The sequence below is a fragment of the Membranihabitans maritimus genome (assembly GCF_021729145.1).
GTDB classification, from domain to species: domain Bacteria; phylum Bacteroidota; class Bacteroidia; order Chitinophagales; family Saprospiraceae; genus Membranihabitans; species Membranihabitans maritimus.
The window spans coordinates 88264-115255 of sequence record NZ_JAJSLW010000009.1; the positions used below are offsets into that span (position 1 = coordinate 88264).

At 36.6% G+C, this 26992-nt stretch carries 22 protein-coding genes and 1 tRNA gene; 7 read left to right on the top strand and 16 right to left on the bottom strand.

Translation table 11 applies throughout. The features are described 5' to 3' along the window. Positions 1–30 precede the first annotated feature (30 nt). The 7 genes from LVD47_RS12270 to LVD47_RS12300 form a co-directional block, all read right to left on the bottom strand. The gene (locus LVD47_RS12270) at positions 31–471 is read right to left on the bottom strand and encodes a hypothetical protein (RefSeq protein WP_236976367.1); all 441 of its coding nucleotides are present in this window, start codon (positions 469–471) and stop codon (positions 31–33) included. A gap of 44 nt (positions 472–515) precedes the next feature. Next, on the bottom strand, positions 516–1082 hold the full coding sequence (locus tag LVD47_RS12275; RefSeq protein WP_236976369.1) for a hypothetical protein: 567 nt from the start codon (positions 1080–1082) through the stop codon (positions 516–518). A 396-nt stretch (positions 1083–1478) separates the two neighbouring features. Next, positions 1479–2018 carry an inorganic diphosphatase gene (locus LVD47_RS12280; protein ID WP_236976371.1) on the bottom strand — a complete coding sequence of 180 codons (540 nt, stop codon included), beginning with the start codon at positions 2016–2018 and terminating at the stop codon, positions 1479–1481. Positions 2019–2114: 96 nt separating this feature from the next. Beyond that, positions 2115–3197 (bottom strand): magnesium/cobalt transporter CorA, encoded by a 1083-nt coding sequence (gene corA / locus LVD47_RS12285; RefSeq protein ID WP_236976373.1) that lies wholly within the window; start codon positions 3195–3197, stop codon positions 2115–2117. Between the two features lie 312 nt (positions 3198–3509). After that, complete coding sequence (locus tag LVD47_RS12290) at positions 3510–4109, bottom strand: aminotransferase class IV (protein ID WP_236976382.1); 600 nt, start codon at positions 4107–4109, stop codon at positions 3510–3512. Next, positions 4075–5127, bottom strand: a complete 1053-nt coding sequence (locus LVD47_RS12295; protein ID WP_236976384.1) for an aminodeoxychorismate synthase component I — start codon at positions 5125–5127, stop codon at positions 4075–4077. The genes LVD47_RS12290 and LVD47_RS12295 overlap by 35 nt, the downstream gene beginning before the upstream one ends. Positions 5128–5576: 449 nt before the next feature. Beyond that, a tRNA-Glu gene (locus LVD47_RS12300) sits at positions 5577–5651 on the bottom strand. Between the two features lie 191 nt (positions 5652–5842). On the opposite strand from LVD47_RS12300, the gene gap reads away from it, so the two are divergent. Then, positions 5843–6841, top strand: a complete 999-nt coding sequence (gap, locus tag LVD47_RS12305; RefSeq protein WP_236976397.1) for a type I glyceraldehyde-3-phosphate dehydrogenase — start codon at positions 5843–5845, stop codon at positions 6839–6841. A gap of 45 nt (positions 6842–6886) precedes the next feature. Here gap and LVD47_RS12310 read toward each other — a convergent pair whose 3' ends face one another. The 6 genes from LVD47_RS12310 to LVD47_RS12335 form a co-directional block, all read right to left on the bottom strand. After that, positions 6887–8638, bottom strand: coding sequence for a serine hydrolase domain-containing protein (locus LVD47_RS12310; protein ID WP_236976399.1), 1752 nt, complete (start codon positions 8636–8638; stop codon positions 6887–6889). Further along, positions 8625–9827 carry a C40 family peptidase gene (locus tag LVD47_RS12315; RefSeq protein WP_236976407.1) on the bottom strand — a complete coding sequence of 401 codons (1203 nt, stop codon included), beginning with the start codon at positions 9825–9827 and terminating at the stop codon, positions 8625–8627. The genes LVD47_RS12310 and LVD47_RS12315 overlap by 14 nt, the downstream gene beginning before the upstream one ends. Before the next feature lie 93 nt (positions 9828–9920). Continuing rightward, on the bottom strand, positions 9921–10934 hold the full coding sequence (gene murB, locus LVD47_RS12320) for a UDP-N-acetylmuramate dehydrogenase (protein ID WP_236976415.1): 1014 nt from the start codon (positions 10932–10934) through the stop codon (positions 9921–9923). Between the two features lie 2 nt (positions 10935–10936). After that, a complete protein-coding gene (locus LVD47_RS12325) occupies positions 10937–12724 on the bottom strand; it encodes an ABC transporter ATP-binding protein (protein ID WP_236976417.1) in 1788 nt (595 codons plus the stop codon). A gap of 51 nt (positions 12725–12775) precedes the next feature. Beyond that, positions 12776–13291, bottom strand: a complete 516-nt coding sequence (locus tag LVD47_RS12330) for a ferritin (RefSeq protein ID WP_236976419.1) — start codon at positions 13289–13291, stop codon at positions 12776–12778. A 281-nt stretch (positions 13292–13572) separates the two neighbouring features. After that, positions 13573–14019: a low molecular weight protein-tyrosine-phosphatase gene (locus tag LVD47_RS12335; RefSeq protein ID WP_236976421.1), complete on the bottom strand. Its 447-nt coding sequence runs from the start codon at positions 14017–14019 to the stop codon at positions 13573–13575. A gap of 139 nt (positions 14020–14158) precedes the next feature. Between LVD47_RS12335 and trkA the strand changes: the two genes are divergently transcribed. Together trkA and LVD47_RS12345 are read left to right on the top strand one after the other, a co-directional pair. Further along, positions 14159–15502 (top strand): Trk system potassium transporter TrkA, encoded by a 1344-nt coding sequence (gene trkA / locus LVD47_RS12340; protein ID WP_236976422.1) that lies wholly within the window; start codon positions 14159–14161, stop codon positions 15500–15502. Next, on the top strand, positions 15502–16956 hold the full coding sequence (locus LVD47_RS12345) for a TrkH family potassium uptake protein (protein WP_236976424.1): 1455 nt from the start codon (positions 15502–15504) through the stop codon (positions 16954–16956). Before trkA ends, LVD47_RS12345 begins: the two co-directional genes overlap by 1 nt. A gap of 180 nt (positions 16957–17136) precedes the next feature. Here the strand turns inward: LVD47_RS12345 and lysM are convergent, their stop codons facing one another. Next, entirely contained in the window at positions 17137–17598 is a 462-nt protein-coding gene (gene lysM, locus LVD47_RS12350) for a peptidoglycan-binding protein LysM (RefSeq protein ID WP_236976426.1), read from the bottom strand. A 310-nt stretch (positions 17599–17908) separates the two neighbouring features. Here lysM and secDF point away from each other — a divergent pair, with 310 nt between their 5' ends. After that, positions 17909–20998, top strand: a complete 3090-nt coding sequence (secDF, locus tag LVD47_RS12355; protein ID WP_236976428.1) for a protein translocase subunit SecDF — start codon at positions 17909–17911, stop codon at positions 20996–20998. A 75-nt stretch (positions 20999–21073) separates the two neighbouring features. Next, positions 21074–23047 (top strand): OmpA family protein, encoded by a 1974-nt coding sequence (locus LVD47_RS12360; protein ID WP_236976430.1) that lies wholly within the window; start codon positions 21074–21076, stop codon positions 23045–23047. A gap of 3 nt (positions 23048–23050) precedes the next feature. Here LVD47_RS12360 and LVD47_RS12365 read toward each other — a convergent pair whose 3' ends face one another. Then, a complete protein-coding gene (locus LVD47_RS12365; protein WP_236976432.1) occupies positions 23051–23857 on the bottom strand; it encodes a hypothetical protein in 807 nt (268 codons plus the stop codon). 111 nt (positions 23858–23968) lie between these two features. Here LVD47_RS12365 and LVD47_RS12370 point away from each other — a divergent pair, with 111 nt between their 5' ends. After that, the gene (locus LVD47_RS12370; RefSeq protein ID WP_236976434.1) at positions 23969–24862 is read left to right on the top strand and encodes a DNA/RNA non-specific endonuclease; all 894 of its coding nucleotides are present in this window, start codon (positions 23969–23971) and stop codon (positions 24860–24862) included. 6 nt (positions 24863–24868) lie between these two features. Continuing rightward, positions 24869–26425, top strand: coding sequence for a helicase HerA-like domain-containing protein (locus tag LVD47_RS12375; RefSeq protein WP_236976436.1), 1557 nt, complete (start codon positions 24869–24871; stop codon positions 26423–26425). On the opposite strand, the gene LVD47_RS12380 is transcribed toward LVD47_RS12375, so the two are convergent. Next, positions 26422–26979 carry a thioredoxin family protein gene (locus LVD47_RS12380; RefSeq protein WP_236976438.1) on the bottom strand — a complete coding sequence of 186 codons (558 nt, stop codon included), beginning with the start codon at positions 26977–26979 and terminating at the stop codon, positions 26422–26424. The genes LVD47_RS12375 and LVD47_RS12380 overlap by 4 nt on opposite strands. Positions 26980–26992: the final 13 nt, after the last annotated feature.

A 26992-nucleotide genomic window follows, 5' to 3' on the forward strand; every position in this document is an offset into this window, starting at 1 on the left:
TAGGCCTCAAAAGAGGCGTAATTAAACAATCTAATTCCGTACAAAGATATGAGAATCACAATTATCACATTGATCCTCGAGATACAAGGTATCCTGACTCTTTATATAGAACGATTGATCTTCAGCAGTGTTGACATCAAAATCAAAGAAATATTCCGCATCGTCCTCAGAATTGATGGTATCCTGGAATATTTCAAAATCGGAAGTAAAAACAACTGAATCAGTAACCGTAGAATCACTTAGCGTCCAGGTATATACCTCAGCTTGTGTTATTTCCAGACTTTGTGTATATTCTACGGAGTCTGCAATAATCTTTTCCCCGGACTCCAATGAGGTAGAAATCCATTCCCAGGTACCAAATACATCATCATACGGAAGGTCCGGATTGTTGTCTTCATCCTTATCGCAAGATGCTAAAGCAAAAGTTAATCCAAAAACGATCAACACCGAATTTAAAAAATTAAATTTCATAAAAATTGATTTAGTTAAAAAATTGATTTAGTTATTAAATGCTCTTATTGCCCCACGATCATTGTTGATTGATGAGAAGAGTTAAAGTCAATGATATCTATCTCTCCGGTTTGGGGGTTTAAATTGATATTCATCCAGCCGATTAGAGACGGTGTAATATTATTTATTTTAAAAACCAGGAAATTATTTGCTTCTGTATCGTTATGGCCAATCCGCCATTCGTTATTCCAATAGCTAAAGTCTGAAGTAATAGAGATTAGACTTGAAAATTGACCTTCCCAAATTTTGTCGCTGTATTCTCTAAAAATAGTATCTCCGGCTTTAGAAAATAGGAGGTTATAGTTTTCTTGTCGAAGTATTTCATTAGTCCCTTCCGGATGAATTCCACCAGTAATAAAATAGTAAAATGTGTCAACACCATCCGCTACTCCTTCACCATATTCTATAGTAAAGTCCACAAGAGTATCGCCATTCATGTTTAATTCTCTAGCAGAGGGGATTTCTGGTTTGTCATTTTCCCGGTACTCCCTTTTGTCTTTTATTATGTTTTCCGCTTCACAACTAAATAATAGTATTAACCCCAAAATATTAATGCCAATTATCTTATTCATTTTATGATTTTCAACTGATTGATTTTGTCATTTAATTTTGTAAGTAAGACGGAGGTGAATTACCGAAGGTTGGTGGATAAGTTTATTTTTTTTATTTGTGCGGATTCAAACGCCTGTATTGCCACTCTATGCAGGTTTATAGCGATTTGTTGCTAAAGTGTTAAATAGTTCTTTCGACTAAAATATTGGTTGGGATGCTTCGTATATTATTAAATTAAAGGTCGCTGATTTAATTAACGCCGTCAGGACCTACGGACGCTAACGGGTTTAATCCTTTTAACGCTGACAGCGTCAAAAGACCTGTCAGCGTCGGAAACAAAGGTTTACCACAATGTACTTGGCTTGCCCACTATCAATTAAATTTTGCCCTAAACATATTTTTAGTGTAGAATAGAATCATAGTTTCCCGCCGTAGTGTTTTTGGTAAAGATTAATGGCGTCATTTATGACCTCGAGGGCGACATCCTTGTTTTGAAAATCTTCAACTGTTACGGTTTTATTTTCGAGTTTTTTGTAGTCTTCGAAAAAACTTTGTAGTTCGAGAAAGAAGTGGTCGGGTAGTTCGGATACATCGTTGTAATGGCTTACGCTTTTGTCGTTAGAGGCTACCGCTATGATTTTATCATCCTTTTCATTACCGTCAAGCATGCGCATAACACCGATTACATTGGACTCTACTATACACATGGGGACAATATCCATTTGCGACAAGATAAGTATATCCAATGGATCGCGATCTTCACAGTAGGTCTGTGGAATAAAACCGTAATTCGCCGGGTAATTGACGGAAGAATACAACACCCTGTCAAGGCGAAGTAAACCGCTGTCTTTGTCCAATTCATATTTGGCCCGACTGTTTCTTGGAATTTCAATTATCCCGTTTACCATTTCGGGAATTTTGTCGCCAATATTTACTTCGTGCCAGGGATTGAACATAATTATCTGTTTTAATAGAAAATGACTGCAAATATCTAAAATTTTTCGCAATTATAATTCGATAATTCAAAATAAAATTTCATTTGATGCAAAACACTAAATCCATTTTTTTCTTTTGAAATAGTATATCAAGATCAGAGTAATTACGATCATAACACCCCAAACATAGAAATATCCATTGGGGTTGTCCAGTTCGGGAATGTTGGTGAAATTCATACCGTATACACCAACAATAAATGTCAAAGGGATAAAAAGTGTACTTATTATGGTTAGTAACTTCATCACTTCATTAGTCTTCATACTGATATTGGACATGTATAATTCCCTGAGGCTCTTGTTTATTTCGAAGTATATTTCAATCAATTCTTGAATAGTGTTGATGTGGTCGTGAACATCCCTGAAGAAAATTTCATTCTTAGGATCAATAAAAGAGGTTTCATATCCCTGCATTTTGAATAGGGATTCTTTTAATGGCGTAATTATCCGCCGGAGATCCAAGAGATTCTTTTTGTGGATCATAATTTTCTTTAAATGCTTTTCTTTAGGATTATCTGAAATTCGAGCCTCTAAAAATTGGATTTTTTCTCCTACGTTTTCAATGACGGAAAGATAATTATCAACGATTAAATCTATCAAGGCATATAATAAATAATCTTCCCTGCTGTGCCTAATTCTACTGATGGGAAGTTCTAATCTTTCCCGAACAGGCCCGAAAATGTCCCCGGATTTTTCCTGAAATGACAGAAGATATTGATTTCCCAGGATAAAACTTATTTGTTCGACATTGTACACATTGGCATCGGAATCGCTCTTGGTTACCACCTTTAGGCTGACGAAGAAATAGTCTTCATAAATGTCAAATTTCGGCCTTTGGTCCGTATTGAGGATATCTTCGAGTACCAAAGGATGAATGTTGAAAATTTTCCCTATTGATTCCACTACATCAATATTATGTATCCCATCGATATTTACCCAGTTAACTTTTTTATCAGTAATAAATGATTTTAGCTCTTTTACTTTTTGAATTTCAGTTTTGACACTTTCGTTTTCATCATACTGTATTAATTCTATCTGAGTAGGTTCATTGGAATCTTTACCGACGTATACGAGCGACCCCGGAGGTAATCCTATTTTATTACTTGCGGACTTTTTGCGTTTTGTTGACCTGATTAGTGACATTGAAAATGGTTTTGCGGTTAAATCTGATAGTATTAATTTTAATTTATTGCTGAATAAAATATCCAATTTTTCTTGATATGCATTAATAGCATTGCTTCACCGACGAAATTCATTTTATTATAGACAAATGTTTCATTTTGAATCTTTAACACTTGATTTTTAAGGAGACTTTAAGAAAGAAATATTAAAAATAATACAACTTCTCATAAATTTTTGATGTTACTACTATAACAAAATACAAAACATTTTTTCGGCGATTTGTTTGAAGTAGGGAAGCGGGATATCCAATTGGGGATATTCCCGCTTTTTGTTTTATATTTTTATATTTTTGATGGGGATAGACGGTGCTTTTCCCCAGTCCAACATAGCATTGACTAATTTTACTTTTTCAAAAGAATTTAAGTCCTCTTTTTTTAAAAGAGTTTCATGTAACATCCCTTCTTTGATTAATTTTTGTCTTTTCGTTCCCTTTAAAAGTGGGGTAGAGGGAGTGTACCATGATCCATCTTTAAGAAATGCAAGATTTGAGTAACGGCTGTCAGTTATAAGGCCGTTTTTGATAATTATAATTTCGTCGGCCCCGGAGGTTGCCTTGAGATTGTTTAGAACCTTTCGGTCAGTAAGTTTATAGCTATAATCAATGGTGTTATTAATCACGCATTCAAGAGTATCTATCGATTTAGCCACGTAGGGATGAAATTCTATTTGGGAGATTTCCCGGTCGTAAAGAATTCTGCACTTATATCTGACGTCAGGATCGAGGTAGTTTGCTTTGATTACTTCACGGAGGTTTGGAGTAGTAGCATTCGGGCCGTAATGATCCCGGATGGTCCGGTTCATTCTTGCTTGATGAAGGGGAAGATTTTCCGCTATTTTCTTATTTATACAAATACTTTCCAGGAATCGGGACATAAATCTTATTAATAAGTTCTTCGTATTCTTCTTTCGGATTGCTTAATTCATGTATACCGCCTCCGCTTTTATACCACAATTGATTTCTTATTTTTTCAATAAAACGAATCATTACAGCAGATTCTAGGTTCGCACCATCGTAATAACCAAAAATTCCAGTATAAAAACCGCGATCGTATCCTTCTGTTTCTTTAATGATCTCCAGTGTCTTTTGTTTGGGAACCCCGGTTACAGAACCAGCAGGAAGAAGTTTAAAAATAATTGACCCCAACGAACTTTTATAATTTTTGGGTAATTCTCCCTGGATTTCAGAACTCACCTGCCATAGGTTTTTGTGGGAAGTGCTGATATATTCAAAATATCGGAAGCGATTTACTTTAATGTTATTTGAAACAGATCCGAGATCATTCCTCAAAAGATCAACAATGGAAGCATGTTCTGCCATTTCTTTGCGATTGTTTGCCAATTGATTCTTCGAATTAGGTAGATCAGCATTTATTGTGCCTTTCATCGGATAGGTTTTTACTATACCGTCTTTAATGGTAATAAATGTCTCTGGACTAAATACGGTGAACTGATTGTTGTAATATAGTTTATATTTAGCGGTTGCGTGCTTATATATGTCTTGCAAACCCAAATTAGTATATATCGGTGTTTGAGTCGTAAGGTTTAACAGGTAAGTGTTGCCGTTTTCAATTTCATTCTTGACTTTTAGGTACATCTTTGCATAATCCTCAAAATCGAGTGGGGTCGAATCCAGGAAAAAATCAGGAACTTCTTTTTCTCCTTGATTTAGAGATTCTTTTTCTCCTGCAATGGATATGGCATTAGTATTTAATACACTGCTATCAAATCCCGGTACGGCAAATTGGATTTTTCTCTGATTCTTGAGTTCAGATATAGGAAGTACAATAGTTTTGCTTTGATCATAATTGATCATAAAGAAGAACGCCTTATTATCAGCAGATAATTTGTTGATATTGGATATAGCTGATTCCTTTGAATGGGTTATGTTCACAATCTTTTTGATTTATGACTCTGAAAATTCATTCTGGGGTACAAATATGCTATTATTCGTGAGAAAATCATGAATAAAGGTAGTTTAACACAATGGAATCAAATTTTTACTGAAAAAGTTTCAATTTGTACTGTGTACTTTACCTTTTAATTGCCTTCAATGGTATACAGAAAGAGTTTACTATTTACCTGGAGTTTATCAGACTTCTCGTATATGATTGGCATAGTAACCAATCATTGCGCTTATAAAACTGATAAAAAAAAATCTCAACTAGAAATATTGTCAGCGGGTGACCATACATTATGCTTAAGGCAAAATTATATCTAGTTTTTTAGCAACCCAAATATTACCAAAACGGCCCTTCAGTATGGAAGTACAAAATTATAGCAAAAAAATTAAAGGATAAAAGAAAACCCTGATCTCAGTGAAGAAATCAGGGTAGTTCCCGTTGGCAGCCCGTAGGGGAATCGAACCCCTGTTACCAGGATGAAAACCTGGCGTCCTAACCCCTAGACGAACGGGCCGTGTTACCATATCTTTCAAAAGCGATGGCAAATATATAAGGAAATTTTTACTTCCAAAAAAAATATTCATTTTTCTTGCAAAAATTTTTGGGCGGCTGAATTAATAAAAAATTAACTACCTTTACGGCTTGTTTTTGGGAGGAATTCCAAATTTTACATTCACTGAGTTTTTGAAATAAAAAAAGAAATTTATGCCTAAAAAAATTGCAATTAATGGTTTTGGAAGAATTGGAAGATTGACTTTCAGAAGTCTATTGGATAATGACGAAGTTGATGTAGTAGCTATTAACGATTTGACTGATAATGCTACGTTGGCCCATCTTCTGAAATACGATACTGCCCATGGGTCATTAGACCATGATATAAAAGCAGATGATGAAAATATTTTTGTAGATGGGAATAAAATTGTAGCATTATCTGAGCGAGATCCTTCGAAATTGCCATGGAAAGATCTTGGTATAGACTTAGTGTTGGAATGTACAGGTATTTTTAGAGACCGGTCTAAAGCATCTATGCATTTGGAGGCCGGTGCAAAGAAAGTATTAATATCTGCTCCTGCCAAAGGCGGAGATGTAAAAACCATTGTTTTAGGTGTTAATCACGATGAAATTGATGTGGAAGAAACGGTATTTTCTAATGCCTCTTGTACGACCAATTGTTTGGCACCTGTAGTAAAAACATTGGATGAAAATTTTGGTATTATCCTCGGTAGTATGAGCACCATTCATGCTTATACATCGGATCAAAATATTCAGGATGCTCCGCATGGAGACCTTAGACGAGCCCGGGCTGCAGCACAAAATATTGTTCCTACAAGCACAGGAGCTGCAAAGGCTGTAAGGTTGGTATATCCTAAGATTGGCGACAAAATTATGGCAATGGCATTTCGAGTGCCTACAATAACCGGATCAATTGTTGATTTAACAGTGAAAGTAGAGAAGAAGACTTCTGCAGAAGAAGTGAATGAAATATTTAAAAAGCAAGCTGAGGGCCCCATGAAAGGAATCCTTAAGTTTGAGACAGATCCAATTGTATCTAGTGACATTGTAGGTTCTACCTATTCCTCTATTTTTGATTCCGAATTGACAACTGTAGATGACGAATTTGTAAGAGTAGTAAGTTGGTATGATAATGAAGCGGGATATTCTACCCGATTAGGCCAATTAGCAGTTAAATTAGTTACAGAATAATATCCGCAGTAATTATAAAAACAAAAAGAGCCGTTTGGAATTTTTCTAACGGCTCTTTTTATTTAGTTCTTCATATAACACACTGTGTAGGTTGGATCTGATATCTTGCGAGTATAATTTGGTATTCGAACGGGTAGGATGGACCCGGTTGCTCAAGAAAACAAATGTATATGAGTATTCAGGATCTATCCAGATCATAGTGCCCGTAAACCCACTGTGTCCATAACTGCTTTGTGAAGCTAGCGGAGACATATAACTGGAATAATCGCTTTTGGGTAAAGGTGGGCGGTCAAATCCAAGTGCCCTGCGATTACCTTCTTCACAATAACCGCATTTCGTGAACAATTCTAAAGTAGCAGTCTCCCAATATTGTCTTCCTCCGTATGTCCCTTTTCTTCTCCATGTTTCACCTAATTTTGCTAAATCCAGTGCATTGGAAAACAAACCGGCATTGGTGGATACACCACCCAAAACAGCTGCAGCTTCATCGTGGACCTTGCCCCGTACTAATTGATTTCGCCAGAAATTATCCATTTCTGTTGGAGGCATGTGATTTAATGGATAGTAACTTAACGGATTATATTTTATTTTATGGGCCCCCATAGGTTCGTAAACCGTGGTATATAAAAATTGATCAATAGTATTTCCGGTTTTGGTTTTTACCAAATCAGGAAATAATAAAAAGGAAAGGCCAGAATAAACATATTTATTTCCGGGGTTCAGACCGGAAGTATCAATGGCGTTATAAATGAATTTGTTGAATTTATCAGAAGCATAAATTGAGTCCGTTATGGGATATGAAAATTCACCGTGCCGGGTGGGAGACAATGTGTGCTTTTGAAATTTCCCATTGTTGGATTCAGCCATTTTGTAGTATACCATATAAGGTTTGAGTCCGGCGCTATGGGTAAGAACTCGTTTCATGGATAAGTCGCCCTTGTTTGAGTGGGCCAGAAAGGGAAAATACGTTTTTAACGGTTCATTGATATGAAATTCCCCATTATCGTATAATGACATTAAAGAGCTTACACCTGCAGTCACCTTGGTTACACTCGCCAGATCATACAGATCTCTGTCACGGACTAGAAATTTCTTATCATAAGAATGGTATCCAATAGATTTTTGATATATAACTGAGCCTTTATAGACTATAACTATTTCAGCACCAGGGTAAGCCATTGAATCAATTCCTGATTGAAGAATTGAATCCAATTGAAAATTGAGCCATTGACTATCCAGCCCCATGTAACCAGGGGAAAGAAATGAAAGCCTTGTATCTGTCGCTAACGTTCTTTTCTCCGTTATGCGAATACCTTTAAATAAGTACTGGGCAAGAAGATCAAAAATAAATCCATTGTAATTGTCTCCTATCGAATATGAGGGTATTTGTCGGGGAATAGTGGATTTAAGCCTTTTTCCTGCAGAGATTATCAAGGCACGATCCTGAACAATTGTATCCGGAATTTCTGTTTCCGGATCTATGACAAAAATGGTTAATGAATTTTGAGTATCCTTTGTAGGCCAGGTCCATCGGTATTCCAGGTCAATTTTTCCGGCATCAATATATGATTCCAACCTGTCGACAAAGCAATCAGTATATCTTCGGTCAGTATTAATCCAGTAGATTTGAATTGTGAATTCTGATAAATCGTCTGCTTCAATCTGAAAAGGCGAATCCGTCGATTCAACTGTTTGAATGAATTGATTAATTGAAGAATAGGAATTAGTTTGACCATTGATCATTTGAAATGGAAGGATAATGAAAATAGATAACCACGAATAATTAGAAAACGTCATACATTTCATTTTCATCAAGTTTTAAGACTCCATTATTTATAATACCATTGGAAATCATTCGCTTTGCTGAAAGTAAAGTCTTTTTGCGATAAGGGTTATAGTCTTCATCTCCGGGATTGATACTTTCTATACGGACCTTTTCTGAGGAATGAATTATTTTGCCATCTCCTAAATGGATAGCAACGTGAGTTACACGATCGTTCTTCCCATTTTTTCCTTTTTCTCCGAAAAACAGGAAGTCTCCAGGTTGCAGGTTTTCGAGATGGTCAATGGCCACTTCTTTTCCGGAATGAACTTGCTGAGAAGCATCTCTTGGTAATAGTAAACCATGCAGATAGTAAACCATTTTAGTGAATCCACTGCAATCGACACCTTTTCCTGATGTCCCTCCCCAAAGATATGGTCTTCCCATAAACCGCCTGGCGGTTTTTTCGATTTTTGCCCAGTCTGGAACCGGGTTGTTGAGAATTTCGCGGACAGGGTTGGCAGAATGGGAGGGTATATAACCCTGTCTTCCGTCCGGAAACACAACCTTATAAAAGCCCGATTGTAAACCTGATTGGACAAGAATATTCCCGGCTACAATATCAGATACAACGCCACTACTGTTTTCCGGTTTTTCAATACATATACCGAAATCATCTGTAAACATCACCTTATTTTTGGTTCCATAAGTAGCCATATCTTTTTTGGATAATTCAGTTATGGCACCAGCATCTACCCATCCTAAGTATTTTTCAACCGTTTGGACATAAAGCCAGCTTCCTTCTTTTTTCCATATTGTCATAGGTTGGCCCAATAATGCTTGCGTTACTAATTCCGCGGAATGTTTTGGCAGAGAGCGAAGGTTACAGACTGAAACGTTCACAAGAGCTTGTCCAAGCGGGGTCGAGAGAAAAAATGAATCGAGGTTGATATTAGGGTAAAAGGTTTTGAGTTCGATTACCTGTTGATAGGCTTCTTCATTGGAAGTCGAACCGATAACTCGGGTTCCATCTTTTGAAATCTCAAAATCAAATATCTGAACTCGGCGATCGGGTACGTATTCTTTTTTAAGGTTATCTAGTTTTCCTTGGACAGGAACAATACCTGTTTTTTCAGAAGGGTTGCAACTGCTCAGCAAAAATAAAAAGCAGATAAGAATTAAGGAATTAAACGAGTACAAATTTAATGGAATGGAGACGTTCATAGAATAATGGTTGAAATCAATGAGCTTTAAAGGTAAAGTATAAATAATAAATTTAAGAGATTACCCCAAAACAAATAAAAGATCTTTCTCCAATTATTGGACAATAGTCACCTCAGGAACCAATTCAATACCGAATTTATCAAGTACTTGATTTTGGATATGGTTTTTTAAATCAATGATTTCAGCAGGTAAAGCATTACCATAATTCACAATGACAAGGGGTTGATTTAAATAACAACCTACATTGCCGTATTGTACCCCTTTAAATCCACAGGTTTCAATTAGCCAAGCTGCTGGTATCTTAATGGTTTTAGAGTCAATTGGATAGGAGGGAGCTTCCGGATATGATTGTTTTATTTTTTTGAATAAATCAATATTAATTTCTGGATTTTTGAAAAATGATCCTGCATTTCCCAATTCCTTCCAATCCGGGAGCTTTGATTGGCGGATGCTTATAACGGCGTTACTGACCTCAGTAATAGTAGGAGATTTTATATTCAAATTATTCAGATAATCCGTAAGTCCTTTATACGAAAGGTTTACTTCGTAATAAGAAGACTTAGTAAGGTTGAAAAAGACTTGAGAAATAAACCCTTTATTTTTGAGATGATTTTTAAATACACTATCCCTATAACCGAAATGACATTGTTCTGGCAATAAGGACCGAAATTTTCTCTTTTCAAAATCATAGAATTCAACCTTTTCCAGGACATCTTTAATTTCTGTACCATATGCTCCTATATTCTGTATAGGGCCTGCGCCGACGGTCCCGGGTATTAATGACAGGTTTTCTATTCCTCCTAGATTTTGGCTTACCGCCCAACGAACGAATTCATGCCAATTATGACCGGAGCCAACGGATACTTGTACTCCTTTATCATTTTCAGATATTATTTTTATTCCGGTAATACGATTTAAAATGACGGAATGAATGGGATTTTTAGCAAGTAAAATATTACTACCTCCACCAATGATAATTGATTGTGGGAATAGGTCAAATGCTTTTTCAATATCTGCTTTACTTTCCAGAATCACTAATTCTCCACAGGCTGTTTTAATGCCAAAGGTGTTGTAAGCCTGTAGTGATACGTTTTTATTGACCTGCATTATTAATTTTCTGTTTCTAATTGCAGCCGAGCCAGGTGATTATATGAGCCATCCGGGTTTTCCATAAGCTCTTCATGGGTGCCAGATTCTTTTATCTTTCCTTTTTCCAGGACGTAAATTTTATCGGCATTCCTAATAGTAGATAGACGATGGGCAATAACTATAGCAGTCCGCCCTTTCATCAATGTGTTCAATGCATTTTGTACGAGTTTTTCCGATTCCGCATCCAAACTTGAGGTAGCTTCATCAAGGATAAGGATAGAAGGGTCTCTCAGTATAGCTCGTGCGATAGCTAGGCGTTGCCGTTGACCGCCTGAAACTTTTACTCCTCTTTCACCAACAATGGTATCAAGTCCATCCGGAAAGGAATTGATGAATTCCAACGCGTTGGCTTTTTCGGCGGCATTTATTATATCTTCTTCTGATGCTGATGCTCTTCCATAAAGGATATTTTCTCGTATTGTCCCTGCAAATAGACTTATGTCTTGTGGTACAATGGCTATATTTTTTCGCAAATCGTTTAATGGAATATTGTTCAGGTCTATATTATCGACTTTTATATTCCCGGAATCATATTTATAAAAATTCAGAAGGAGAGATGTAATGGTACTTTTTCCCGCTCCTGAAGGTCCTACGAGGGCTATTGTTTGACCGGGTTTGATATCTAAGTCAATTGATTCCAAAACCTTGACATCTGGCCTGGAGGGATAGCTGAATGATACATGTTGGAAGACTACATGTCCTTCAAACCTGGTATTGGTATGGTTGCTTGCGTCAATTTGCACTTCGGATTCCTGGTCCATTAATTCAAAGACACGATCAGTGGCTCCTACTGCACTTATCAGTTCTGTGGTCAGACTTCCCAAACCCGCAATTGCACCTCCAATCATTCCTGTATACATGATAAAAGAAAATAAGTCCCCTAATTTCATTTCTCCGGTTTCTACCATCATTGCCCCTTGCCATAGGACAAAGAAGATGCCACCGAATAAAAGGGTGATAATAAACATGAAGAATAATCCCCGCCATTTGGCAAATCGGATAGAAATAGTGACCACTTCACTTATTGATTTTCCATATCTGAGGGATTCGAAATATTCATTGGTGAATGATTTTACGATTTGGAAGTTCTGTAATACTTCTTCAGCGATAGTGTTTGCTCCGGCAATTTTTTCTTGTCTTTCTTTGGAAAGTTTGCGGATATAACGGCCGAAGAAAAGAGCAATCAACACTATGACAGGTACGCTGATCAACATAATCAAAGACAATTGAGGTGCTAGCCAGGCCAGGACCCCAATACCTATTATTAGTGTAATTATTTGTCGAAAAAATTCTGCTATGGTAACAGAAAATACAGATTGTAATTTTTCGATGTCATTGGTCATTCTCGATGTAAGTTCACCAATCCGGACACTTTCAAAGTAAGGGATTCCCAATGTGGCTATTTTATTAAAAAGAGCTTTCCGTAAATCGGCCATTCCATTTTCACTAACTACAGCCATAGACACTACTCGCAGGTACGAAAATAATCCCTGAGCAACAAGTAAAACTAGAAAAACCCAACCAAACTGGGATACTGATAAATCGAAACGGGACTCTCCGTTCGCTGCATTAGCCATTTCTCCTGCAACAAACAAAAATACCATCATCATAATGCTTGATAGTGCAAGCATTGTCATCCCGAAGATAAAATATCCCAGGTAGGATTTCATGTATTTGAAAACTCTAAAAAAGGTTCTGAGTTTGTCCCTTTTTAGCATTTCCCTTTCTATTTTTAATCGACCCGCCATAATCAATCATTCAAAAAACCTGCAATGTAAAAATAGATAGGGTAAATTCCATTAAATCTCCTCTGAATTTTCTACAGCATTGTTAATTGCTTCCAATTCTTTATCAATAAAATACAGTTTTTGAGGTGCATCTCCGATCAGGGAAATACGATCAAGTATACTTCTCATTAAATTTTCCTCTTCGCGTTGTTCCTCTACATACCACTGGAGAAAATTGTAAGTACTGTGGTCTTTTTCCACCATTGAGTATTCTACCAGTTCGTTGATGGATTGGGTAACTCTTTTTTCGTGTTCCAGAACTTCTTCGAATAAAGATTTTGGATCGTCAAATTCTGATGGTGGTTGATCAATGGATGATATTATGGCCCTGGCATCCATTTCAAACATATAATCAATGAGTTTCATCATGTGCATATGCTCTTCATCCGATTGTCTTCGCATAAATTTGGCACACCCGTTTAATCCCTGGTCTTCACACCAGGCAGACATGGATAAGTATAGGAAACTTGCATTTCCTTCTTTTTGTATTTGATCATTTAATCTCGATTGCATTTCTTTGCTTATCATATTTTATCTTTTGATTAACTGTAAATATAATGACGAAACACCGTCACTTGTTTTAATAAAATTAATAAATATAAGAATCTGTTTTAAGACTTATTTTAGATAATACATTTAGAATATGGTTGCATTCGCTTTCCCCAAGAACCTGTCTTATTAGGTTTTTAACTGATATTAGATTTTACTGCTCTTACGGCTTCGTTATTATATAATCCAATCTCATGTGCCAATGCACCAGGCCTATCACGATAGTAATTCCTTCTTTTAATATCCCGGTTATTACCTGTTTACATATAATTTTTAATAATATATTCACAAGCTTCGTCAAGCATATTGAAGACGTTTTCAAATCCAAATTCACCGAAATAGGGGTCTGGTACATCAGATTGTTGCCCAGTAAAACTCATGATTTTTATAACTTTTTTCCTTTCGATTTCATTTTGGCAATACTTTAGGACGTCTTGTTTGTTTTTTTCATCCATCACCAGGAGTAAATCAAAATTATCAATGTCAATGGATCGGATTTTTCGAGATCTTTGGCCTGTGATATCTATTCCATTTTCCAGAGCCACATTTATGGATCGGGAGTCCGGAAGTTCTCCGTTATGCCAGCCACTGGTTCCTGCGCTATCTACCTCCCATTCCAAATTATTTCTATTTATTTTATCCCGGAGTATTCCTTCAGCGAGCGGTGATCTGCATATATTGCCAAGACATATCATTAAAATCTTCATTGTTCAAATAAAATTTAATATAAATTTGCATAATTTATTGCAATATTAAAATTAGCAATGTATTCATTTTTCAGGGACAAAGATAAATATGATAATGGATACTAACTTGAACTGATCAAATGGATAAAATTAATAAAATATGAAGATTGTAATTGCTGGTGCCGGAGAGGTCGGGTATCACCTGGCGAAATTATTATCTTATGAATATCACGAAACAATCCTAATAGATACCAATCAAGAAGCTTTGGACTCCGCATTTAATAAATTGGACATACTCCCGATCAAAGGAGATGCTTCTTCTAGGTCTGTTCTTGCCAATTCCGAAGTTCATAAAGCGAGTTTATTTATGGCTGTGACAACTTCGGAACATACCAATCTTGTCTCTGCAATACTTGCTAAAAAGATGGGGGCAAAAAAGACTATTGCACGTGTTGAGAACCCCGAGTTTTTAGATGAAAACCAGCGTAATATCTTCAACGAATTGGGGATTGACACTATGATATCCCCAAATTATCTTTTGGCAAAAGAAATAAGTAGGTTGTTGGAGCAGACAGCATTAACCGATATTTTCGAATTTGAAGAAGGAAAATTATCTGTTATTGGATTGACAGTAAGTGAGCATTCTTTTATGGCGAAAAAGAATATACTTGAAATTGATAAGCTTATTCCGGATATTCCATTCCGTCCTATAGCGATTTTACGTGGTAATAATACCATTCGGCCAAGAGGTTCGACAATAGTACGTCCTAAAGACCACATATATTTAATGGCTAAAAAAGAAGAGATTGATAAAGTTTCAGCTTTTGCGGGTCAAATGAAAAAAAAGGTAAAGAATGTAATGATCTTGGGAGGTGAAGAGGTCACCCGATTGACGGCCAGTATGTTGGAAAAAGATTATAATGTGACGATTGTGGAATCGGATAAGAATAATTGTAAGATGCTTTTAGAAAATCTCGACCACTCACTGGTGATTAAAGGAGATCCTACTAACCTGGAAATTCTTAAAGAAGAAGGTCTGAAAGAAATGGATGCCCTAATAAGTTTATTACCTAATTCCGAGTCCAATATAATTGCTTCATTGATGGCTGAAGATTGTGATAGTTCGATTAAATCAATAGCATTGGTTGACAACGCTGACTATATAAGGCTTTCACAGAATATGGGAGTTGATACTCTGATCAATACTAAACTGGTCGCTGCAAATAACATATTTCGATTTGTAAGGAAAGGGGAGATTGAAGCGATTGCGAGCCTTCACGGTGTAGATGCTGAGATTATTGAATTTAATGTAAGTAGAGAGAATAAACTTACCAGAAAACCATTAAGTAAATTAAATTTTCCGGAGAAAGCTCTTATTGCCGGTGTGATCAGAAATGAAGAAGGCTATATCCCTAAAGGTGATTTCCAGTTGAAATTGGGAGATAAAGTTATTGTATTTTCAGAGCCGGAATCCATTGGGAAGGTCGAAAAGATGTTTAGATAATGAGTAGAATTCGTTTTGGAGCAATCTTGCGAGTCCTTAGTGCATTGCTGTTTATAATCGGCATTTCAATTTCATTTTGTATACCCATTTCAATTTACTACAAAACCACTCATCTTGATACATTTGTCAGTAGCTCCTTAATATGTATTATTCTCGGTGTCATTTTGAAACTCAGTTCAAAAAATAAAGATAAAAATGTAAATAAAAGGGAGGGGTATCTCATCGTGGCACTGGCATGGATTACCCTTTGGATTGCGTGCTCAATACCCTATTTGTTGTCAGGTGTTTTTGATTCGGCAACAGATCTTTTTTTTGAGACGATGTCCGGATTAACCACAACGGGAGCTACCGTTCTCAACGATATTGAGAGTATGTCGGAGGATATATTATTCTGGCGAAGTTTTACCCAATGGATAGGAGGAATGGGGATCATTGTATTGACTGTAGCACTGTTACCACTATTGGGGATTGGTGGCATTGAATTATTCGTTGCTGAAGCACCGGGTCCAACTTCAGAAAAGTTGCATCCCAGAATTAAGGATACCGCAAAGTCGTTGTGGTTTATTTATTTGGGATTAACGGTTATACTTTCCGTTTTACTGAGAATTTTTGGTATGAATTGGTTTGACAGTATTAACCACGCCCTTACTACCATGGCTACAGGAGGTTTTAGTACCAAAAATTCGAGCGTGGCACATTATGGTACCGGAATTCAGTATGTTATAATTGTTTTTATGTTTTTAGCGGGTGTTAACTATTCCCTTCACTACCTGGCATTACGGGGAAAATTGAAACAAGTATTTCAAAGCGATGAATTAAAAGGATATTGTATCATTGTTTTTTCCCTGATCTTAGTAGTTACTATTCAGGTTTACAGAGTAACCGATATACCATTGGAACAATCTTTTAGAGAAGCTTCTTTCCAGATTATTTCTATAGTTACGACCACTGGATTTGTCACTGCTGATTATACATCCTGGACAGAAGGGCTGACCTTATTGTTTTTTGTCATGCTGTTTTTAGGCGCATGTGCAGGATCAACTGCGGGTGGGATCAAATTGATCCGCCATATCGTGTTTTTTAAAAATTCAATATTGGAATTCAAAAGGCTATTACATCCAAGGGCTATGATCCGATTGAAAATTAATAAGAAAATTGTTCCGCCCCGTGTGCTGACTCACATTCTAGTGTTTTTATTATTATATATCGGTACATTTGTTATCGGTACTCTTATTGTGGTATCTGCAGATGTTGATTTGATTACGGCCTCAGGTGCGGTAGCCACCAGTTTGAGTAATGTTGGACCGGGTATTGGAGAAGTGGGGCCTGTGGATAATTTTGATGGATTTAATGATTTTATAAAATGGTTTTTGTCGTTTCTTATGTTGCTGGGGCGGTTGGAACTTTTTACCATATATGTGATTCTTACGCCTTTTTTCTGGCGAAGTCATTAAAAAAAGCTGTTCGAAATAATCGAACAGCCCGTTTGAAATATTGAGTTTGTTGACATTTTGATGATGGCAGGAACAACAGAAAATTAAGGTGAGGCGAAAGGTAGTAATCAAATTTTGTTATGCAATCTGCTCATCCATCCTTCTCGTCAAATCAAGCTCTTATTTTCTTATTGAAAGTTGTTATTCATTTAAAGGCGGAATTCTGAGAACTTGTCCGGGATAAATTTTATCCGGGTCACTTAACAAAGGTTTATTTGCTTCAAATATCAATGGGTACTTCATTGGATCGCCATAGTGCAATTTAGCTATTTTTGAAAGAGAGTCACCACTAACGACTTCATAAAAGGTTGATTCCGGTTTTGGCGTCACTACATTAATTCTGTCGTCTACTGAGGCTATGCCCTCTACATTACCCAGTGCAAGAATTATTTTTTCCTTCTCTTCCTGTGAATCAATTTTTCCATATACCGTAACTGTATCACCGGTTACATCAAGCGAAAAATTGTCAATTTCATACCCCAGATCATTAACCGTTTTTTCAAGGATTTGCTTTTTTTGTTCAGCTAATTCTTTTTCTGATTTAGTATCATCTTTTTTGAAAAGGCTTGACCCAGCTTTTTTTAGAAATGAAAATATTCCCATTTTAATTAAATGTTTAAATGATTAAATAATTGATGTATTGAGGATTAATCTGATTGGTTGAATATAAGAAAACTTTTTATTTAATTTTCAATAACCAGATTATTCATAAAGATTTATTAACACCTTTACTTGCGGACATTCACAGCCAATAAGATTGTTTTTACATTCAAAATATTGGTATATTTTATTGAAAATCAATAATTTTGTCAAAGAGGGGGGCATTAATCACATAATTCGTATGAATAATTCGTGCTAAACCTTATATTTGCGCAGTTTTTATGCGTTATTAGAATAAAAGTTAATATATAACATGCAAGCAAAAGGAGTTATTAAATTTTTCTTGATTTTATTCGCTATCGTATGTTTGTTTCAATACATACTTATCTTCCCTACGTGGAAAGTAGAGAATAAAGCAGAAGAATATGCAGAGAATGTGTCTCAATCCATCTCTGATCCACAAGAAAAATTAGCGGCCAGGAAGGATGCAAGAATTGCTTATCTGGATTCAATGTCAAGCGAAAAGATTTTCAGTATTCCTTTATTTAAAGATTATACCTATGAGGAGCTGAAAAGTCAACAGTTGGCCCTGGGGCTTGATTTGAAAGGAGGGATGAGTGCCCTTTTGCAGGTAGATATTAAAGACCTGTTATTGAATTTATCTCAAAACAGCACTGATCCTACCTTTAGACAGGCATTAGAGGATGCTGAAACGGCAATGTTACAGAATGGTACGGATTATATGACGGCATTTTCAAATGCCTGGAATATTTCTAGCGGAGAAAAGTCATTGGCAAATATTTTTGCGCGGAATGAAATCCTCAATGAGGATCTAACATTCAGTTCCGGTGATGGGGAAGTAATCGCAGTGCTAAGGCAAAGAGCTGATGAGACGGTAGAACTTACCTATAAAAGACTTCAAGACCGTATAGATAAATTTGGTGTTACTCAACCGAATGTATCATTAGATGAAAACCGCCACATTATTCTTGTTGAATTACCGGGTGTCGAAAATTATGAACGTGCCCGTAATTATCTTCAGGCCCAGGCTAATCTTGAATTTTGGGAAGTATACCGTATTTCTGATAATAATCTTTTACAGACCTTGAGTCAGGCGAATGAAAAACTTCGCAGTATTAAATCGGGTGATACTACGGACCTGGCGGATGAACCCAAGATGCGAAAAGATACAATTAAGACCGCTGTGTTGGATAGTCTCGGAAACCCTACAGGTGATTCAACAACTGAAATAGTCGACGTACCTGTTCAGGAAAATCCATTCCAGGGAGGTCCTTTATTCGATTTGTTTTCCCCTAATTTTAGCGGCGCATCAGGTCTGGCTGTAATGGGGCAAGCTGAGAAAAATAAAAGGGATATTATCTCCGAGTATTTGGCAATGCCGGAAATAAAATCAATGTTTCCATCAGATCTTGAATTTTTATGGGGGTCAGAACCCACCCGAAATTATGAGACAGGGGAGAGTACCAATATGTATTCATTGTATGCTATTAAAAAAGGCAGGGCAGGTGCTGAGGCTCCTTTATCCGGAGAGCAGGTTGTAAATGCGGTAGCTGCTCCTGATCCGATAAGTAATGAAGTAGCTGTCACTTTGAAGATGAATAATCAGGGTGCCCGGATATGGGGTGATATGACTACCAAAGCTGCCCAAAACAATAGGGAAATAGCCATTGTGCTGGATAATGAGGTTGTTTCGGCTCCCAGGGTTAATGAACCTATTACGGGAGGAAATAGCTCTATTACAGGTAATTTTACGGTCCAGGAAGGTAATGACCTTGCAAATGTTTTGGAAGTGGGTAAATTACCGGCCAAGACCAAAATCATCCAGGAGGCTTTAGTAGGGCCATCTCTTGGTAAGGATAATATACGGAAGAGTATCATTTCACTGGTAAGTGGATTTTTATTGGTAATGGTGTTCATGATTTTCTATTATTCCGGCGGTGGATTGGTTTCTATTATTGCGTTGTTTTCGAATTTGTTCTTCATATTTGGAGCACTTGCTTCCTACGGAACGGTACTGACTTTACCAGGTATAGCAGGTATTGTACTGACTATAGGTATGGCGGTGGATGCCAACGTAATTATTTATGAGCGGATACGCGAAGAACTGAGAGATGGTAAAAGCGTGCTAAATGCTGTCAAAAATGGATTTAGACATTCGTATTCTGCAATCATTGATGCGAATGTGACTACCTTGATTACAGCTATTATTTTGGCTTATTTCGGTGTCGGTCCGATAAAAGGATTTGCCGTGGTATTAATTTGGGGTGTTATCTTCTCCTTTATTACGGCTGTATGGTTGACCAGATTGGTTATTGATTATTATAACAGTCGGGGAAATGGCCTGATTGGTTTTTGGCGGGCCGGTACTAAAAGTGTTTTAGCTAATCTCAATATTGACTGGTTAGGTAAAAGAAAAAAAGCATATATATTCTCTATTGTATTATCCGTACTTGGATTGATATCTATATTTACCAGAGGATGGGATTTGGGCGTGGACTTTAAAGGAGGATATTCTTATAATATTGAGTTTCCCCATGAAGTGAATGTTTCGTCTGCTGATTTGACGGAAGCTTTGACAGGTCCTTTTGAAGGAGCTCCAATTGTTAAATCTATCGATGCTGGAAACCAATTTAATATTACTACTTCTTACCTGGTAGATGATGTAGCTAACGATGCCCCTGCCCGCGTAATGGAAAAGCTTTTCGAAGGTGTAAACAGCGTTGTAGGGGGGAACTTGAATATCGATCAATTCAAAGCTACGGATGGGGCGGGAACCCATATCATAAGTTCCAGCCAGGTAGGGCCTACAATTGCTGATGATATTGCCAGCAGTTCCTGGAAGGCTATTATATTTGCTTTGATCGCCATCTTTTTGTACATATTTATACGCTTTAGCAAATGGCAATATAGTTTGGGAGCTGTGATGTCTATTTTTCACGATACATTAGTTATTCTGGGGATATTTTCGTTATTCAGAGGTATTTTGCCCTTTTCACTGGAAATTGATCAGGCTTTTATAGCTGCCCTTTTGACTGTGATTGGATATTCCATGAATGATACAGTCATTGTATACGACCGTATTCGGGAGAATTTTAATAGTTATTCGAAAAAATCCAGATATCAATTAATAAATGATGCGATTAACAGTACGATGGCTCGTACGTTGATTACATCTGGTACTACTTTATTGGTTATTTTATTACTATTGATTTTTGGAGGTAGTAGCATTAAGGGTTTTGCTTTCGCTATTACTTTTGGGATAATTTTTGGTACGTATTCTTCTGTATTTATTGCATCTCCGATATTATATGACCTATTGGGGGCAGGAAAGGATAAAGAAACAGCTAAAGAGAAAAAGAAAGCTCAACCAGCTGAAGTATAAAATATACTAAAGATTTAATGATATTATAATGGGTAAAGCATAGATGCTTTACCCTTTTTTTATTATTTTTAGTAGATGTATGTAAGCAAATATATCGGTATATTAACCTTGTTTTTGCTGTCAATGGTTTTTAGTTGTGTCACAACTGAAAAGATCGCAGATGGGAAAACTGCCTATGAACGGAAACGCTACGCCCAGGCGATTCAATTTTTTCTGGTAGAATATGAAAATGCAAGACCGCAGGAAGTTAAAAGTGAAATAGCTTTTTATCTGGGAGATTCCTATGATCACATTGGGTATTTTTCTGACGCCAGTAAATGGTTCTTTAAAGCCTATGAAGATGAATACGGTTTACAGGCTTTGCTAAAATATGCAGAAAGCATAAAGAAAATTGGAAATTATAGTGAAGCATTAGCTGCTTATCAAATACTGGCTGATGAAACTCAGGATTACAACAGGTTTCAGAAAGAAATTGCTTCTTGTAGGGTAGCCCAGGAATGGTTAACTGATGCGAAAAGCAAGGATTTCCTGGAGGTCGAAAACTACAGCGCACTGAATACACCTAAGTCTGATGTTATAAATTCAATTTTAAATTCTAATCATATTATTTTTTCATCAGATAGAGATGAAAGCGAAGGACGTAATTATTATGCATGGACGGGTAGGAAATTTTACGATCTTTACGAATCATTGAACAATACCATTGACCCTTTTAATGAAGGGAATATTAATTCTGACCAGCACGAATCTGATTTGACCATAGGTGTCAATAATGACTTAATGGTATTCACGAGATGTAAATCTGAAAATGAAGAGTACGATGTCTATTGCAAGATTTATTATATTGTGAAGGATGAAGAGGGACTTTGGACGGATCCGGTTGCATTGCCTTTTACAAAACCAAATGTAAATTTCCTTCATCCTTATTTGGCCCCCAATTCGAATACATTATATTTTGCTTCAGATATTGATAAAGATGCCAGAGGGTATGATTTGTTTACTACAACCTATGTAAATGAGGAATGGACGGAGCCGGTTCCTTTGAATAATGGAAGGATTAATAGCGAGTCAAATGAGCTTTATCCTACTCTGTACAAAGACACATTGTATTTTAGCTCTGATAGGCCTGGTATGGGTGGACTGGACTTGTACAAGACGTATGTTGTCAACGGAGAATATATAATTCCGCAGAATATGCTCCCGCCGCTTAATTCGGCCTATGATGATTTTAAATATCTACCGTTTGATTCTCCCCGGAATGATGTTTTAGTTTCTGCATATTTTAATAGTAATAGAAAGGAAGGAAATGGCAGTGATGATATTTATATTTTCAGGCATATATTGGAAGAAGAAATTATTCCTGTGGAAGAGGAAGAAACTGAGTATATCAGCAAGCTGAAGATTCGAGTAGTTTCCCCTAAGCAAGATGATAATTTAGGTAAGGAATTGCTATTCCCAATTGAAGATGTTGAAGTAACCTCCCGTTTATTTGATGGTAGTGACACAATTATGCAGACTAATCTAAATGGAGAGGTGGTAATGGATTACCAATTGAATTCTATTCCGGCACAATTTATTAAGGATGGGTATTTCAGATATAGAGATATGGTAAGTTTCGAACAATTAAAGAAACCCGACACATCCGGAAATGTAATAACATACCATTATAGAAAGGTAATGGATCCAATAGTGAAAAATAAAGAAATTATTCTAGAAAATATTTATTATGATTATGATCGTTGGAATATTCGACCGGATGCAAGGCCGGTCCTGGACAGTTTAGCGACTCTTCTTCAGAATAATCCGGATATCAAAATTGAATTAACATCTCATACAGATTGTAGGGGTGAAGACGATTATAATATTGATTTATCTCAGAAAAGAGCAGAATCGGCGGTTCGTTTCCTAATAGATAAAGGGGTTTCGGCGGAGAGACTTCAACCTAAGGGGTATGGTGAAACAAATCCGGTAGTCAATTGTATTTGTGAGGATTGTACAGAAGACGAACATCAGGCAAACAGGCGGACGGCGTTTAAAGTACTGGAATAACACCTACCAATCATACTCAATACCTGCCGCCGGCCAATGACCTAATTGAAAATGGTATTGATCACTAATACATATTTTGAGACGGTCTCTAATTTTGAAGTTTATTCCAAATGAATAGAGGGTTGGATTTAGTTGAACCGCGATTGTAGAAAATAGCTTTTGTACGAGCAATGGGAAAGTTAATCCGAGTGAAGGTGAGATGGGACTATTTGAGTAATATTTTACCCTCGCAAGTATTTTTGTTTTATCTACTATTGATAAGAATACTCCAAGTTTCAAAGTTGGTATTTGATTTTCGTTTACATTTATCGGAAGCAAGCCACTGGTAACTAATGCCAGGCCCCAGTTATGCCAACGAGTAGTGATAGCGATGGAAGTAGTAGCAGAATAACTGGAAGAATTTCCTTTAATTTTTCTGTTTTGGAGTATTTGTTGTATTCCAATCGACAGATGTCTACTGAGTATCCTTGAAAAGGAGGCAGCTATTGAGTTTTGCTTGAACGTATTGTTCCCATATCCAAAGATGAGCAGGGAGGATCCATATACTTTTGAAAATGGGATGCTTGCACCTATTGAATAACTGGCAATTCCAAAATCTGAATATATCATCGATGAATTAATAGCGATCAACTTTTTGTTTTGGAAGGGAATAATACTAGGATTTATAGCGGATACATCGTTTGAATTAGATAAAAGATCAGTGTTATTTAAACCGTGTTGGTAAGCGGATCGAAATTTCGTAATATTATTTTGACCGTTTAATCCCGAAAGTGATAAAAGTATAATGAAAATATTTAATATGTTGGTCATCTATATAATATAGTAAAAATCTTACATTTATTTGCTTTATTGTTTTTAACCTTTTCAATTGACTGAATAATTATTTTACTTTTGCAATCGTACTTGTAATATATATGGTAAATGACTTTTGAAAGCAGACATATTGGGAATCGAAAATCCGGGGGAGGAAATATGTTGCGGATGATTTTGATGATTGCTATTTTATTTGCAATTGTTTTAGTAATAAGGAAATTTGTTTCTGTAGAATCTCCCAGTGAAAAGAGTATGTTAAAATCTGAAGGTAATGAACAGGGATTTTGGCCTAAAATAAGAGGTGAAGAAGTACATCACAGCACCTTTATGTTAGATTATAACGAAGGATCCGAACAACCCAACTGGGTGGCTTATATACTAACTAAAGATGAGCTTGATCGCCCTTCTGTGGGCAGAACCGATTGGTTTGAAAAAGATACCACTGTTTCTACCGGTAGTGCAGAGTTTTATGATTACAAAAATTCAGGCTATACAAAAGGACACCTGGTGCCTTCGGCGGACAGAGTTTGGAATCGTAAAGTAAATGAAGAAACGTTTCTAATGAGTAATATAAGTCCCCAAAAATATTATTTTAATGGAGGGATTTGGAGAGAATTGGAAGAAAATGTCAGGGATTGGGCCCGTATCCATCATCGGTTGTATATAGTAACGGGTCCCATGTTGTCAAAGGGGGGAGAGAGAGAAACGATTGGTGAAAATGGTGTGGAAGTTCCCAATGCATTTTTTAAAGTAATATTAGAGATGGGTAATCCAGGGATTAATGCAATTGGATTTATAATACCCAATGAGAAATCGGATCGAAAGTTGGAAGAATATGCTTTGACCATTGACGAGGTGGAGGATGAATTGGGTTATAATTTTTATTCCAATTTATTTGATGCTGATCTGGAGATTAAAATTGAAAGTGGTATAAAGATTAGTAATTGGAATTTTGACCAGGATAGATATAGAGAACGGATTAATATTTGGAATAAAAGATAATACGGAATGGCAATAAATAACAAATTTGCGGAAGAGATTGGAAATGGATATACCTTTGAAGGATCTTCACTAATATTGGGTGGTGCTATGTTACGGGATGAATGTATCACAAATCTGTTAGTTAAGGCTCCTTTGAGCACATTCAACAGGCACGGAATGATTTCTGGTGCTACTGGTACCGGTAAAACGAAGTCTCTTCAGGTGCTATCCGAGCATTTGTCCAACAATGGGGTCCCCTCCCTTGTGATGGATATTAAAGGAGACTTGAGTGGTTTGGCTAAGGCCAATGCTGGACATAAAAAAATAGATGAACGTCAGAATGCGATAGGATTGTCGTATGATCCTCATGGATTTCCAGTTGAATTATTGACTTTATCAGGAACAACAGGAATTAAATTGAGGGCTACACTATCTGAGTTTGGGCCAATCTTATTTTCAAGGATTTTGGAATTAAATGATACACAATCCAGTATAGTTACGGTTGTTTTTAAATTTTGTGATGATAATAATCTACCACTTATTGACCTGGAAGATTTTCGGAAGACTTTACTTTGGATGTCAGGAGAAGGAAAGCATGAGTTGCAAATTCAATACGGTAGAATCCACGGAGCTTCAGTGGGAGCTATTATTCGAAAGTTAATTACATTGGAACAACAAGGGGCTAATATTTTTTTTGGAGAACCGTCTTTTGAAGTAGATGACTTATGTAGGTTGGACAGCAATGGAAATGGCTATATTTCTATTTTGCGGTTAATGGATTTAATGGACCGTCCCCAGTTGTTTTCGACATTTATGTTGCAGATGTTGGCTGAAATATATTCCTCATTTCCGGAGGAAGGTGATCTTGACAAACCTAAATTAGTCCTTTTTATTGACGAGGCCCATTTGATTTTTCAAGACGCTTCCAAAGAATTATTGCGCCAAATTGAAACGACAGTTAAGTTGATCCGGTCCAAAGGTATTGGGGTATTTTTTGTGACCCAAAATCCCAACGATATTCCAGAAAGTGTATTGAGTCAACTGGGAATGAAAGTCCAACATGCTTTGCGGGCATTTACAGCCAGTGATAGGGAAGATATTCAAAAAGCGTCTAAAAACTTCCCCATTTCAGCATATTATGATATTTCAGAGGTTTTGACCCGTCTGGGAATAGGTGAAGCGCTGGTGACGGTATTAAATGAAGATGGTAGGCCTACGCCACTTGTGAGAACAATGATGAGGGCACCTGAAAGTAGAATGGATATTTTGAGCAATGATGAACTTATGGATGTAGAAAGAAGTTCTGATTTATTTGCTAAATACGACCAGATCATTGATAGAGAAAGTGCATATGAAATACTTTCTGAAAAGATGGCTGAAGCGAAGGAGGAGCGTTTGGAACAAGTTCCGCGCAAGACATCAAAAAGATACAAAAAACCTACGCAAACCTATTTTGAAAAAACACTGGAAGATGCCGGCAAACAAATTACGAGAGAAGTTTCTAGAGGAATTGTTCGCGGAATATTAGGTGTATTGGGATTGGGGAATAAGAGGTCTTCTAAAAGTAAGGGATGGTTCTTTTAGTTATTACTTCCTACTGAAGAATTGTATATCATTGAATTATATTTGGCATTGAAATCATTCCAAGGAGTAGTCTTATTATAATTCTCTGCAAAATAAATCAATACTTTCATCAATTTATCGGGACCTTGAAAACCACTTATGGGTTGAATGACGCTCAAATCTTTATCCAAAAACACCAGAGATGGGTAATTTAACTTACCGTGAGTGATTTTATAAGCAAATTCATGGTAACCACTGTTGGCGGTCTCGACGAAACCATACTTTTTGCCTCTAAAATATACGGTTTTTTCACACTCAGCGTTAAATTTAACGGGATAGTAGAATTCGTTTATATAATTGGCTATTTGTGGTTGGCTCAACGAAATTTGATCTAGTTTATGGCAAACTTTACACCAATCAGTATAGACTTCTACTAATATCTTCTTTTGCTCAACTTTTTGAAGTCGCAATGCATCTTCGATATCCATCCAATGAATATCACTTTGATTTTGACTCCAAATGGGCGAAATAAATACGCTAAAAACTAAACTAATGTTTATAATTTTTGATATCATAAACTCCCTCTAA

Excerpts from the sequence above, each read along its gene's own strand:
- corA (WP_236976373.1), bottom strand. The coding sequence starts at position 3,197 with ATGTCACTAATCAGGTCAACAAAACGCAAAAAGTCCGCAAGTAATAAA.
- LVD47_RS12290 (WP_236976382.1), bottom strand. The coding sequence starts at position 4,109 with ATGTCCCGATTCCTGGAAAGTATTTGTATAAATAAGAAAATAGCGGAA.
- LVD47_RS12365 (WP_236976432.1), bottom strand. The coding sequence starts at position 23,857 with ATGACCAACATATTAAATATTTTCATTATACTTTTATCACTTTCGGGA.
- LVD47_RS12280 (WP_236976371.1), bottom strand. The coding sequence starts at position 2,018 with ATGTTCAATCCCTGGCACGAAGTAAATATTGGCGACAAAATTCCCGAA.
- trkA (WP_236976422.1), top strand. The coding sequence starts at position 14,159 with ATGAAGATTGTAATTGCTGGTGCCGGAGAGGTCGGGTATCACCTGGCG.
- LVD47_RS12325 (WP_236976417.1), bottom strand. The coding sequence starts at position 12,724 with ATGGCGGGTCGATTAAAAATAGAAAGGGAAATGCTAAAAAGGGACAAA.
- LVD47_RS12375 (WP_236976436.1), top strand. The coding sequence starts at position 24,869 with ATGGCAATAAATAACAAATTTGCGGAAGAGATTGGAAATGGATATACC.
- LVD47_RS12275 (WP_236976369.1), bottom strand. The coding sequence starts at position 1,082 with ATGAATAAGATAATTGGCATTAATATTTTGGGGTTAATACTATTATTT.
- LVD47_RS12370 (WP_236976434.1), top strand. The coding sequence starts at position 23,969 with ATGACTTTTGAAAGCAGACATATTGGGAATCGAAAATCCGGGGGAGGA.
- lysM (WP_236976426.1), bottom strand. The coding sequence starts at position 17,598 with ATGGGAATATTTTCATTTCTAAAAAAAGCTGGGTCAAGCCTTTTCAAA.
- murB (WP_236976415.1), bottom strand. The coding sequence starts at position 10,934 with ATGCAGGTCAATAAAAACGTATCACTACAGGCTTACAACACCTTTGGC.
- LVD47_RS12310 (WP_236976399.1), bottom strand. The coding sequence starts at position 8,638 with ATGACGTTTTCTAATTATTCGTGGTTATCTATTTTCATTATCCTTCCA.
- LVD47_RS12270 (WP_236976367.1), bottom strand. The coding sequence starts at position 471 with ATGAAATTTAATTTTTTAAATTCGGTGTTGATCGTTTTTGGATTAACT.
- secDF (WP_236976428.1), top strand. The coding sequence starts at position 17,909 with ATGCAAGCAAAAGGAGTTATTAAATTTTTCTTGATTTTATTCGCTATC.
- LVD47_RS12330 (WP_236976419.1), bottom strand. The coding sequence starts at position 13,291 with ATGATAAGCAAAGAAATGCAATCGAGATTAAATGATCAAATACAAAAA.
- LVD47_RS12335 (WP_236976421.1), bottom strand. The coding sequence starts at position 14,019 with ATGAAGATTTTAATGATATGTCTTGGCAATATATGCAGATCACCGCTC.
- LVD47_RS12360 (WP_236976430.1), top strand. The coding sequence starts at position 21,074 with ATGTATGTAAGCAAATATATCGGTATATTAACCTTGTTTTTGCTGTCA.
- LVD47_RS12315 (WP_236976407.1), bottom strand. The coding sequence starts at position 9,827 with ATGAACGTCTCCATTCCATTAAATTTGTACTCGTTTAATTCCTTAATT.
- gap (WP_236976397.1), top strand. The coding sequence starts at position 5,843 with ATGCCTAAAAAAATTGCAATTAATGGTTTTGGAAGAATTGGAAGATTG.
- LVD47_RS12345 (WP_236976424.1), top strand. The coding sequence starts at position 15,502 with ATGAGTAGAATTCGTTTTGGAGCAATCTTGCGAGTCCTTAGTGCATTG.
- LVD47_RS12380 (WP_236976438.1), bottom strand. The coding sequence starts at position 26,979 with ATGATATCAAAAATTATAAACATTAGTTTAGTTTTTAGCGTATTTATT.